Source organism: Olleya sp. UBA1516 (genome assembly GCF_002323495.1).
Taxonomy (GTDB): domain Bacteria; phylum Bacteroidota; class Bacteroidia; order Flavobacteriales; family Flavobacteriaceae; genus Olleya.
The window spans coordinates 109,726-121,970 of the sequence record NZ_DCQO01000020.1 but is presented as its reverse complement, the minus strand read 5'-3'; the positions used below and the strand labels follow the sequence as shown (position 1 = coordinate 121,970).

Genomic DNA, 12,245 nt, shown 5'->3' with positions numbered 1-12,245 from the left:
CAGATTAATAGTATAAAAGGCTGACTTAAATTATAATTCAGCCTTTTTTAATAACTTTAAATTATGGAAAGAGTAGCAATCACAGAAGAGGCAGTAAAAGTATTAGAACAATTGAAAACAAAACATGGTGATTTAATTTTTCATCAAAGTGGAGGCTGTTGTGATGGTTCTGCTCCTATGTTATTCGAAAAAGGCGATTTGTATTTAGACGAAAGTGATATCCTTTTAGGAACTTTAAATGGTGTTAATTTTTATATGAATCAAGACCAATTTGAATATTGGAAACACACACATTTAACGGTAGACATTACAGAAGGTCGTGGTGCAAGCTTCTCTTTGGAGATTCCGTTAGGTTTACGATTTTTAATTCATTCAAGATTATTAACTAAAACTGAAGACGCATTTTTTAATAAGTGATACTGTAAATTAGTTTTATTGTCATTTTAATATTTTAAGCTTTAAAAATTAGTGTTATTCGCTATTTTAAAGCTTTTTTTATGGGTAATATTTAAATAATTAACGAATGCATGTATGTTATATTGCTAAATTGATATATTTATGCTAAATTAATATATATGACAGTAGATTTGTGCCCAAATTGTGGATCAGACCATTACATTAAAAGCGGAATTGTTAACGATAGACAACGTTATAAGTGTAAAAAATGCAACTATTTCTTCTCTGTTAATAAAATAGGTAAGAAGATAGACGACTACTACGTTAATAAATCACTTCAATTATACTTAGAAGGCTTAACCTATCGGGAAATTGAACGCATTTTAGGAATTTCTCATGTAAGTATCATGAATTGGGTAAAAAAGTACAACATAAAACGTCCTTATAATTCAAATTACCATCCTACTTACAAGATTTTAAATGCTTCAGAATTAGCAATTTATTTTAGTAATTCAAAAAATATAAAAGGCGCAGGTGTTGTAGTTACAGAATTAGGAGATAAATTTATGTTGATTAAATGGGAGCGTTTTAAGGATTAGTATAATAAATTAACAAAAAAATATATTAATTTTTTGTTAACACATTGTTTTTAAGAGCTTAGTAGTGCACACAAAACCAATTAACTACTAATTAATCCTTTAAACAATGAAAAAAACAACCGTATTATTGGTAGGACTCTTTTTAATGTCCTTTCAATTAATGACAGCTCAAGGCTCTCCCGATTACGATGGAGGTCTTAAGTTTAAGTTTAACGAAGATGGTTCTAAATATCTTCGGCTTATTTCTTGGGCGCAAGTCCAAGCTAATTATAACACAGACGATACTTTTGATGCAAACGGAAATGAGAATAGTAAATTAAATTTTAATTTGCGTCGTGCTAGAATTTTGATGTTTGCACAAATTAATAAAGACTTTTTAATCGTAACACACTTCGGATTAAACAGTTTAACAAGTTCTACATTAAGTCCAACGGGAAAAGGAGATGGTTCTCAACTCTTTTTTCATGATGTTTGGGCACAATACAATTTAGGCAAAGACCACACAGTTGGTGGAGGTTTGCACTATTTTAATGGGATTTCTAGATTAAATAATCAAAGCACGCTTAATATGATGACGTTGGATAATAACCGACAATCATGGGCAACTATTGGGTTGTCGGATCAATTTGCGCGTCATTTAGGTGTATTTGCAAAAGGTAAATTTGATAAACTTCAATATCGCGTAGCTATTAATGATGCTTCTGTATCATCGTTAGATGCGCGTACTGCTGTTGCAGGTGGCGAAGCAGTTTATAATGGTCGTGCAACTTTAGGATCTAAAGATGCAGGTAAAACTTATGCAGGTTATTTCGATTATAATTTCTTAGATCAAGAATCTAACTTTTTACCTTATAAAGTAGGTAGTTATTTAGGTGGTAAAAAAATATTTAATGTTGGAGCAGGATTCTTCTTGCATCCAAAAGGATCAGTAATAGACACAGGTACAGAATTAACACCAAACTTAGAAGGTGAGGATGTTTCAATCTTTGCAGTAGATGCTTTTTATGATGCGCCTCTAGGTGATAATGGAAGCGCAATTACTGCTTATGTGGTCTATCAAAATAGCGATTACGGTAAAGATTATTTATATAGCGCTTATGGTACAGGAAGCATGATTTACGGTCATGTTGGTTATGTTATTAAAGGTGACAAAGCTAAAACACGTTATCAACCTTACGTAAGTTACGGCACGCATAGTTATGATGCTGTAAGTGATGATAGATCTACTTTAGGCATTGGAGTAAATGCGTATATGAGTGGACATAATTCAAAATTAACTTTAGAATATACAAATCAAGAATTTGGAGCATTGGATGCAAATACTATTTCGCTTCAAGCAATGATTTATCTATAAAAACTAACAACTATGAGTGATAAACAAAAACACGCAACAGCGTACTGGAAAGAAAATATTAAATACTTAGCAATATTACTTGTAATATGGTTTGTAGTGTCCTTTGGATGTGGCATTTTATTTAGAGAAGAATTAGATCAATTTAGGCTAGGAGGCTTTAAACTAGGCTTTTGGTTTGCCCAACAAGGATCCATTTATGTATTCGTAATTTTAATTTTCGTGTATGTAAGATTAATGAATAAACTAGATAAAAAATACGGTTTTGACGAGTAGTCTAAACTAATAACTTAAAAACTATAATATTATGAGTGTACAATTTTGGACATGGTTATTAGTAGGACTTACTTTTGCCTTATATTTTGGAATCGCAATTTGGGCAAGAGCAGGCTCAACAAAAGAATTTTATGTTGCTGGAGGAGGTGTTTCACCTTTAGCAAATGGTATGGCTACTGCAGCCGATTGGATGAGTGCAGCCTCCTTTATTAGTATGGCTGGTATTATTTCCTTTTCAGGTTATGATGGATCGGTTTATTTAATGGGTTGGACTGGTGGATATGTGCTTTTAGCTTTATTATTAGCACCATATTTGCGTAAGTTTGGAAAGTTTACAGTGCCAGATTTTATTGGTGATAGATATTACTCCAATACCGCAAGAACAGTAGCTGTAATTTGTGCATTAATTGTATCATTTACATATGTTGCAGGTCAAATGCGAGGTGTTGGTATTGTATTTTCTCAATTTTTACAAGTGGATATTAATATTGGAGTTGCTATTGGTATGGCAGTGGTTTTAACCTTTGCTTTATTAGGAGGAATGAAAGGTATTACCTATACACAAGTCGCACAATATTGTGTGTTAATATTTGCATTTATGGTGCCTGCATTTTTTATATCAATGCAAATGACCGGAAATATTATTCCGCAAATAGGTATGGGAAGTAAGGTAGAAGGTGGTGCATTTTTGCTAGATAAATTAGACACTTTACACACACAACTAGGTTTTAATGAGTATACCAGCGGAACAAAATCTACTTGGGATGTGTTTGCAATTACATTGGCTTTAATGACAGGTACAGCAGGATTACCACACGTAATTGTGCGTTTTTTCACAGTACCAAAAGTAAAAGATGCTCGTAAATCTGCTGGTTATGCGTTATTTTTAATCGCTATTTTATATACTACAGCACCTGCAATTGCAGTGTTTTCAAGAACTAATTTAATAGAAACGGTTAGTAATAAAGAATATAAAGAAATCCCAGAATGGTTTAAAAATTGGGAGAATACAGGATTGATAGCATGGTCTGATAAAAATGGAGATGGAAAAATTCAATATGTTGCTGGAGATGCTTTATCAGGTAAAAAACCAGAATATACAGATGCACGAGGCGCAAGTGGAGAGCGTATAGTAGCTAATGTAAGTGATGCTTCAAACGAGCTATATGTAGATAGAGATATTATGGTATTGGCAAACCCAGAGATTGCAAATCTGCCTAATTGGGTTATTGGTTTAGTGGCAGCAGGAGGTTTGGCAGCAGCATTATCTACAGCAGCAGGATTATTACTGGTAATTTCTACATCTGTGTCTCATGATTTAGTTAAAAAGCAATTAAAACCAGATATTTCTGACAAAGACGAATTAAAAGTAGCTAGAATAGCCATATTTGTAGCTATATTAATTGCAGGTTATTTTGGTATTAATCCACCCGGATTTGTGGCAGCAGTCGTCGCGCTAGCATTTGGTTTGGCAGCAGCCTCCTTTTTTCCTGCTATTATTTTAGGAATATTTGATAAACGTATGAATAGTCAAGGTGCCATTTCCGGTATGGTTGTCGGTATTGTTTTAATGCTGTTCTACATGATGAAATTTAAACTAAACATGTTTGGTGGTGGTACAAGTGCAGATTGGTGGTTTGGTACATCTCCAGAAGGATTTGGTACCATTGCAATGTGTGTAAATGTAGTAATATCATTAGTGGTGTCTAGATTAACACCTGCACCACCTCAAGATGTACAAGATATGGTTGAAAGTATAAGAATCCCTTCAGGAGCTGGAGAAGCTCAGGACCATTAAAATATTGAGTTCGGTCTGAGTATTTTTCCGCGAAAGCGAAAATATATTGAGCATAAATTTAATTTAGTTAGTTAGAAAGTCAGCATTACAAATTGTAGTGCTGATTTTCTTATATTAGTAACATCATAAATTTTTCGCTTTCGCGGAAAGCAAAACCAATTAACCTAATGAAAAAAAGACACGAACAAAAGCTAGTGGTATTATCAATAGCATTGTGTTTAATTTTTAATATTCCGTTTATTTTAGTTTTCAATTTTGAAGGTGCCATTTTTGGAATCCCAACCTTATATTTTTCAATATTTTCAATTTGGTTGTTATCCATAGTTATTTCATATATCGTATTAAAACGCCACTATGAATAATTACGCATTAATAGCCATAATTGTCATCTATTTAGCAGTGTTATTTTACATTGCTTTTCTTGCTGAAAAAAAACGACAAAGCAAATGGGTTAATAATCCCTATGTATATACGTTGTCATTAGCAGTCTATTGTTCGGCATGGACGTATTACGGAAGTGTTGGAATTGCAGCAAATTCAGGAATCAATTTTTTACCAATTTATTTAGGACCAGTTATAGCTGCGCCTTTATGGATTGTAGTGCTTAGAAAGATTATTAGGATTTCTAAACAACATAAAATTTCATCTATTGCAGATTTTATATCCTTACGTTATGGAAATAGTCGATTTCTGGGAGCCTTAGTAACTATTATTTGCTTATTCGGAACCTTGCCATACATTTCATTGCAATTAAAAGCAGTTTCAGAAACGTTTGAAATCATGTCTGACGATACTAGTTACGTATCAACCGCAGTAATTGACGATTCTACTTTTTACGTCGCTTTATTACTAGCAATATTCGCTACTTTTTTCGGGACTCAAAATGCGGATGCTTCCGAAAAACATAAAGGTATTATTGCTACAGTAGCTTTTGAGTCGGTTTTAAAACTAGTCTTCTTTTTAGCAATCGGTGTTTATGTCACGTTTTATCTATTTGATGGAACAACAGATATTTACGAGAAAATTTCAGTTACCGAAAACTTTAAACAGCTCACCACACTTAGTGGAATAGAAGATGGTTTTAACTGGTTTTTCTTGATAGGCTTGTCCTTTATGGCTATATTTTTATTACCAAGACAATTTCAGGTTTCGGTTTTAGAAAACAATAGAGAAAAACATCTTAAAAAAGCAATTTGGCTGTTTCCATTGTATTTATTGTTATTTAATCTGTTTGTTATTTTTATTGCTTGGGCAGGAAAATTAACTTTTGGAGATACTCAAAATGCAGAGTATTACTCACTATTAATACCATTAGAAAACGGAAATTCTTTTCTAGCAACACTAGTTTTTTTAGGAGGTTTCTCTGCTGTAATATCCATGGTAATTGTATCTACTTTGGCGTTGTCTACAATGGTGAGTAACAACTTGATTATTCCTTATGGTTTTTTAGATAAGTTTATTAAAAACCAACCAGAACGAAATTCAAAATACATTAAGAACATTCGTCGTATTTCTATTTTCACTATTATAATTTCGGCTTATTTCTTTTATGTTTCTTTTTCAAAAGAATTATCGTTGTACTCCATAGGGTTAATTTCATTTGTCATAATATCACAGTTAGCACCTTCATTTTTTATAGGATTATATTGGAATAGAGGTGCTTCTAAAGCAGCAATTACAGGTATAATTATAGGTTTTTTTATAGCAATTTATACTTTGGTGTTACCCTTTACATTACAGGCTTATACAGGTAAGGATGATTTTACTCAGTTAGGGTTATTCGGTATTTCAGCTTTAAAACCTTATGCTTTATTTGGTATCGATTTTTTAAGTCCACCTGCGCATGCGTTTTTCTGGAGTATGACATTTAATATTATGAGTTATTTAGTGTTTTCATTAACCTCAAAAGGTAATTACCGAGAGCGTAATTATGCAGAGATGTTTGTGGATAGTAATAATTTTACAACGCTTCAGGACAGTGCATTGGTCTGGAAAGGTGAAGCACATGTTGCAGATATTAAAAATGTATTAATTCGTTTTTTAGGTGAAAAAAGAGCCACTCGAGCATTAAATATATTCTTCACAAAATATAAGTTGCCTCAAGACACCCAATTGGCAGATGCAAGATTAATTAATTTTTCAGAAAAACTGTTAACAGGAAGTATTGGTTCGGCTTCAGCTAAAATATTAATTGCAAGTGTGGTAAAAGAAGAACAGATTAGCTTAGTAGAAGTGTTAAAGATTTTGGAAGAGTCTAAAGAAAACATTGTTAGCAACAAGGTACTTCTAGAAAAATCTAACGAATTGTCTCAACTGTCTTCAAAATTAAAAGATGCAAATGAAGAATTAATTAGTAAAGACAAACAAAAAGACGAGTTTTTAGATACAGTTGCACATGAGCTTAAAACACCAATTACAGGTATTAGAGCTGCAACCGAACTATTAATGGATGATGACGATGATATGCCAAAAGACATTAAAGCTCAGTTTTTAAAAAACATCTTGCAAGATACTGATCGTTTAGGACGGTTAATACATAATATATTAGATTTTGAAAAGCTTGAAACTGGTCGTTTACATTTAGACTTACAATATCACGATATTCAAAAAACAATCCACCAAGCTATTAGCAGTATCTCTCAGATTGCAGCCAAAAAAGAGGTTAAAATAATTAATAATAATCCACATACATTTAGTACTAAATATGATGAGGATCGCATCCTTCAGGTTTTAATTAATTTATTATCCAATGCAATTAAATTTTGTAATCCAAAAACAGGAGTTATTGAAATAGACTATAAGTTAGGAAATCAAACTGTAGAAATCTCGGTAACTGATAATGGTAAAGGGATTCCAGAAGAAGACCATAAGTTTATTTTTGATAAATTTTACCAGTCAAAACACCAAAATACTATTAAACCACAGGGTAGCGGATTAGGTTTAGCAATCACAAAACAAATCGTAGAAAAGCATAACGGAAAAATTTGGGCAAAAAAAGACGTTAAAAATGGCGCAACGCTTGTTTTTACCATACCTTTTAAGTAAATTGTTGTCGTAAAGTATGAAGAAGAAAATTTTAATTGTAGACGACGAACCTAATATTGTCATGTCGTTAGAATATACCTTCAAAAAACAAGATTTTGAAGTGTTTATTGCAAGAGATGGAAGTGAGGCTTTAGAGATATTAAAACATCATATTCCTAATGTAGTTTTGTTAGATATTATGATGCCAAATGTAGACGGTTATCAAACATTAACACATATTAAAAATACAGACAGTTTAAAGAATACTAAAGTGGTATTTTTAACTGCTAAAAATAAGGCTTCAGATATTGAAAAAGGTTTAAAACTTGGAGCAGATAAGTATTTAACAAAACCTTTTTCAGTAAAAAAAATAGTTTCAGAAATTATGGAGCTAGTTACTTAAAACAGTTTTTTAAGTTTATTTAAAATTGGTTTTGTGTGCAAACAAACTAAGTTTAATTAAAGTTTAAAGACATGAAATTTCACATCAATCCATTAGCGTCAGATATTATAATTAGTATTTATGTTATCGCTACGCTTTATCTTAGGTTTAAATTTGAAAGTCAAACCTATACAAGTCCAATGCTGTCTATAGTTTTAGGGCTTTGTTTTGTGCTTATAATCTATGCACTTGTCAAGTTAAAAGTACTTAATCCTAATTGGTTTGGCTTATTTAATTCTAAAAAAGCCTAGCTATGTATTATCAAGAATTTTATAAAAAAAGTATAGAGCAACCAAAGCAATTTTGGCAAGAACAAGCCTCACAATTGGATTGGTTTAAAGCACCAAAAAACATATTGTCTAAAGATAAATATGACTATGATCAATGGTTTCAGGATGGAGAACTTAACCTAAGTTATTTGTGTATTGACAAACATATCAAAGAAGGATTTGGAGATCAAAATGCAATTATTTACGATTCGCCAGTTACAAATGCAAAACAGCATATTACCTTTAATCAATTACACCACGAAGTATCAAAACTTGCAGGTGGATTACAAGGTTTAGGATTGCAAAAAGGCGATACGTGTATTATTTACATGCCTATGATTCCGCAAGCGTTATATGCTATGTTGGCATGTGTTAGGATTGGTGTAATACACTCGGTTGTGTTTGGTGGTTTTGCACCACACGAATTAGCAATTAGAATTAATGACTGTAAGCCAAAAGCAATTATTACTGCATCAAACGGAGTCGAAATCCAGAAAATTATTCCTTATAAACCTTTTGTAGATCAAGCAATCGCTAAAGCGGAAGTAAAGCCAGAACATGTTATAGTTTTTGATAGACAATTAGGTGTTGAGATTCCGAAGAAAAACTACGATGTAGATTATCAAACTTTAGTCGAAACATCTCCATCAATCGAAGCGATTTCGGTAAATTCCACACATCCTTCTTATGTATTATATACCTCAGGAACCACAGGAACACCTAAAGGAATTATTAGAGATACAGGTGGTTATGCAACTGCTTTAAAATTCTCTATGAAATATATTTATGGAGTAGATGAAGGTGAAACCTTTTGGGCTGCTAGTGATGTTGGTTGGGTTGTAGGACACAGTTTTATAGCTTACGGACCATTATTAAACAGAAATACAACTATAGTTTTTGAAGGAAAACCTATTAAAACACCAGATGCGTCTACGTTTTGGCGTATTATTAACGAGCATAATGTAAAAGCAATGTTTACTGCTCCAACAGCAATTAGAGCTATTAGAAAAGAAGACCCTAATGGTCAGATGTTAAAACGTTTTGATCTGTCAAGTTTAAAATATTTGTTTTTAGCAGGAGAGCGTTGTGATGTGGCAACCTTAAGTTGGACTGAAGAAAAACTTCAAATTCCTGTAATTGACCACTGGTGGCAAACCGAAAGCGGATGGCCAATGATTGCAAATATGGTTGGTGTTGCTTTACAAGACATAAAACCAGGTTCGGCTGGATTACCTGTATCAGGTTATGATATTAGCATATTAAATGAAGAAGGAGAGGAAGTAGAATCTAGTGTAGAAGGCTACGTTGCTATAAAATTACCATTACCACCAGGAACATTAAGTAACCTTTGGGGAAACCCAGAACGTTTTAAATCGGGCTATTTGGACCGTTTTCCTGGTTATTATTTTTCTGGAGATGGTGGTTACAAAGACGAAGATGGTTATGTGTTTATCACTGGTCGCGTAGACGATATTATAAACGTTGCTGGACATCGATTATCTACTGCCGAAATGGAAGAAATTGTATCCTCACATAAATCTGTAGCAGAATGTGCTGTATTTGGCGTGCATTGCCAACTTAAAGGACAAAAGCCATTAGGCTTAGTGGTTTTAAAAACAGAAACAACTTTAAATAACGATGCTATTCAAAATGAAATTATACAAGATGTGCGTCGTGAAATAGGAGCAGTAGCCTCCTTTAGAGAGGTATTAGTAGTAAACCGATTACCAAAGACTAGAAGTGGAAAAATTCTTCGTAAATTGTTACGTAATATCGCTGATGAGCAACAGTATAATATACCGTCAACCATTGATGATGTTACAATTATAGACGAAATAAAATTAGTATATAAAACCCATAGTATTGGGATTCATAAATAAGTTAATGGTGTAATAATTTTAAAAATATATCATTTAAACTAACGATATCAAAAGAGAACGTCACATCGAGTGATTTTTGAGGTACGATAAAATTGTATCGAGATGTAAAAAGATAAATAGCTATTTGTCACACTGAGCGCAGTCGAAGTGTCTAGAAAATAAAAACTAAATTAATAATATAAATATCCCAATAAACACAAGTAAAGTGTTTAATAAATTAAACTAATTATGAGTAATTATCACATAAAACATTTAGAAGAGTACTACCAAGTTTACCGTAAATCCGTCAGAAACCCAGAGAGTTTTTGGGAAGAAATAGCCGAAGAGCATTTTATGTGGCGTAAAAAATGGGACAACGTTTTAAGCTGGGATTTTGATAAACCTGAAGTCAAATGGTTTGAAGGTGCAAAATTAAATATAACCGAAAACTGTATAGACAGACATTTATATACAAGAGGTGATAAAACAGCTATTATTTTTGAACCTAACAGTCCAGACGAAGAAGCGCTTCATATTACCTACAGAGAATTGCACGATCGCGTTTGTAGATTTGCAAACGTATTAAAAGAAAACGGAGTTGCTAAAGGAGACAGAGTCTGTATTTACTTACCAATGATTCCAGAATTGGCAGTTTCTGTATTAGCATGTGCACGTATAGGCGCAATTCATTCTGTTGTATTTGCAGGATTTTCGGCAACAGCCTTAGCAACTAGAATAAATGATAGTGATTGTAAAATGGTAATTACAAGTGATGGATCTTATCGTGGTGCAAAAACAATAGATTTAAAAGGTATTGTGGACGAAGCACTTCAGGATTGTCCTGGTGTAAATACTGTTTTAGTTGCAAAACGTATTAACTCAGACATTAATATGCAACAAGGTCGTGACCAATGGTTACAACCACTTTTGGACGAAGCCTATCATGACTGCGTACCAGAAATAATGGATGCAGAAGATCCATTATTTATTTTATATACATCAGGATCCACAGGGACACCAAAAGGTATGGTGCACACCACAGGAGGTTATATGGTATATTCGGCATATACGTTTAAAAATGTATTTCAATATAGAGAGCAAGACGTGTATTGGTGTACAGCAGATATTGGTTGGATTACTGGACACAGTTACATTGTTTACGGACCATTATGTAATGGAGCAACAACCGTAATGTTTGAAGGTGTACCAAGCTATCCGGATTTTGGACGCTTTTGGGAAATTGTCGAAAAACATAAAGTCAATCAGTTTTACACAGCACCAACAGCAATACGTGCCTTAGCAAAAGAAGGTGTAGAGCATTTAGAAAAACACGATTTATCGTCACTAAAAGTGTTGGGTACAGTTGGAGAGCCAATTAACGAAGAAGCTTGGCATTGGTACGATGATAACGTTGGTAAACGTAAAGCTCCAATTGTAGATACCTGGTGGCAAACCGAAACTGGAGGGATAATGATTACCCCAATCGCATTTGCAACACCAACAAAACCAACCTATGCTACCTTACCATTTATCGGTATTCAGCCAGCATTAATGGACGAGCATGGAAAAGAAATTAAAGGCAATCAAGTCGATGGTCGTTTGTGTATAAAATTCCCTTGGCCAAGTATGGCAAGAACCATTTGGGGAAACCACCAACGTTATAAAGACACTTATTTCTCTGCCTACGACGGTAAATATTTTACAGGAGATGGCGCATTACGTGATGAGGTTGGGTATTACCGTATCACAGGACGTGTGGATGATGTCATTATCGTATCTGGTCACAACTTAGGTACAGCACCAATAGAAGATGCTATTAACGAGCATCCAGCTGTATCAGAAAGTGCAATTGTTGGCTTTCCACACGATATTAAAGGAAACGCTTTATACGGTTACGTAACCCTTAAAGAAACAGGAGAAAGTAGAGATCAAGACAATTTACGTAAAGAGATTAATCAGTTAATTACTGAGCAAATAGGACCAATCGCTAAGTTAGATAAAATACAGTTTACCAATGGATTACCTAAAACACGAAGTGGTAAAATTATGCGTCGTATTTTACGTAAAATAGCAAGTAATGAGACAGAAAATTTAGGAGATACAAGTACATTATTAAACCCAGAATGTGTGCAAGAAATCATGGATAATGTACTGTAGTATCATTGTAAAAAAGCATGACAAAGCAAACTTAAATAGTAATATATAATTATTTATTTGGGCATTACACTTTT

General features: G+C 33.3%; 11 protein-coding genes. All 11 read left to right on the top strand.

Features of this window, described 5'->3' with window-relative positions; translation table 11 throughout:
* The first annotated feature begins 63 nt into the window (after nt 1-63).
* A complete protein-coding gene (locus B2989_RS12855; protein ID WP_292949123.1) occupies nt 64-417 on the top strand; it encodes a DUF779 domain-containing protein in 354 nt (117 codons plus the stop codon).
* A gap of 158 nt (nt 418-575) precedes the next feature.
* Nucleotides 576-995 (top strand): transposase-like zinc-binding domain-containing protein, encoded by a 420-nt coding sequence (locus B2989_RS12850; protein WP_292949121.1) that lies wholly within the window; start codon nt 576-578, stop codon nt 993-995.
* Between the two features lie 106 nt (nt 996-1,101).
* On the top strand, nt 1,102-2,349 hold the full coding sequence (locus B2989_RS12845) for a hypothetical protein (protein ID WP_292949119.1): 1,248 nt from the start codon (nt 1,102-1,104) through the stop codon (nt 2,347-2,349).
* Between the two features lie 12 nt (nt 2,350-2,361).
* Nucleotides 2,362-2,622 carry a DUF4212 domain-containing protein gene (locus B2989_RS12840; RefSeq protein WP_292949116.1) on the top strand — a complete coding sequence of 87 codons (261 nt, stop codon included), beginning with the start codon at nt 2,362-2,364 and terminating at the stop codon, nt 2,620-2,622.
* 31 nt (nt 2,623-2,653) lie between these two features.
* Entirely contained in the window at nt 2,654-4,420 is a 1,767-nt protein-coding gene (locus tag B2989_RS12835; protein ID WP_292949113.1) for a sodium:solute symporter family protein, read from the top strand.
* A 167-nt stretch (nt 4,421-4,587) separates the two neighbouring features.
* Complete coding sequence (locus tag B2989_RS12830) at nt 4,588-4,782, top strand: hypothetical protein (RefSeq protein WP_292949111.1); 195 nt, start codon at nt 4,588-4,590, stop codon at nt 4,780-4,782.
* The gene (locus tag B2989_RS12825; protein ID WP_292949109.1) at nt 4,775-7,465 is read left to right on the top strand and encodes a sensor histidine kinase; all 2,691 of its coding nucleotides are present in this window, start codon (nt 4,775-4,777) and stop codon (nt 7,463-7,465) included. The genes B2989_RS12830 and B2989_RS12825 overlap by 8 nt, the downstream gene beginning before the upstream one ends.
* 16 nt (nt 7,466-7,481) lie before the next feature.
* Nucleotides 7,482-7,847, top strand: a complete 366-nt coding sequence (locus B2989_RS12820) for a response regulator transcription factor (protein WP_145001464.1) — start codon at nt 7,482-7,484, stop codon at nt 7,845-7,847.
* A gap of 71 nt (nt 7,848-7,918) precedes the next feature.
* Nucleotides 7,919-8,137: a hypothetical protein gene (locus tag B2989_RS12815; RefSeq protein ID WP_292949106.1), complete on the top strand. Its 219-nt coding sequence runs from the start codon at nt 7,919-7,921 to the stop codon at nt 8,135-8,137.
* Between the two features lie 2 nt (nt 8,138-8,139).
* Nucleotides 8,140-10,035 carry an acetate--CoA ligase gene (locus B2989_RS12810; RefSeq protein ID WP_292949103.1) on the top strand — a complete coding sequence of 632 codons (1,896 nt, stop codon included), beginning with the start codon at nt 8,140-8,142 and terminating at the stop codon, nt 10,033-10,035.
* Nucleotides 10,036-10,263: 228 nt separating this feature from the next.
* Nucleotides 10,264-12,171, top strand: coding sequence for an acetate--CoA ligase (gene acs / locus B2989_RS12805; protein ID WP_292949100.1), 1,908 nt, complete (start codon nt 10,264-10,266; stop codon nt 12,169-12,171).
* Nucleotides 12,172-12,245: the final 74 nt, after the last annotated feature.

Coding starts and splice junctions, on each gene's coding strand:
- acs (WP_292949100.1), top strand. CDS start 10,264: ATGAGTAATTATCACATAAAACATTTAGAAGAGTACTACCAAGTTTAC.
- B2989_RS12815 (WP_292949106.1), top strand. CDS start 7,919: ATGAAATTTCACATCAATCCATTAGCGTCAGATATTATAATTAGTATT.
- B2989_RS12830 (WP_292949111.1), top strand. CDS start 4,588: ATGAAAAAAAGACACGAACAAAAGCTAGTGGTATTATCAATAGCATTG.
- B2989_RS12825 (WP_292949109.1), top strand. CDS start 4,775: ATGAATAATTACGCATTAATAGCCATAATTGTCATCTATTTAGCAGTG.
- B2989_RS12845 (WP_292949119.1), top strand. CDS start 1,102: ATGAAAAAAACAACCGTATTATTGGTAGGACTCTTTTTAATGTCCTTT.
- B2989_RS12835 (WP_292949113.1), top strand. CDS start 2,654: ATGAGTGTACAATTTTGGACATGGTTATTAGTAGGACTTACTTTTGCC.
- B2989_RS12810 (WP_292949103.1), top strand. CDS start 8,140: ATGTATTATCAAGAATTTTATAAAAAAAGTATAGAGCAACCAAAGCAA.
- B2989_RS12855 (WP_292949123.1), top strand. CDS start 64: ATGGAAAGAGTAGCAATCACAGAAGAGGCAGTAAAAGTATTAGAACAA.
- B2989_RS12820 (WP_145001464.1), top strand. CDS start 7,482: ATGAAGAAGAAAATTTTAATTGTAGACGACGAACCTAATATTGTCATG.
- B2989_RS12850 (WP_292949121.1), top strand. CDS start 576: ATGACAGTAGATTTGTGCCCAAATTGTGGATCAGACCATTACATTAAA.
- B2989_RS12840 (WP_292949116.1), top strand. CDS start 2,362: ATGAGTGATAAACAAAAACACGCAACAGCGTACTGGAAAGAAAATATT.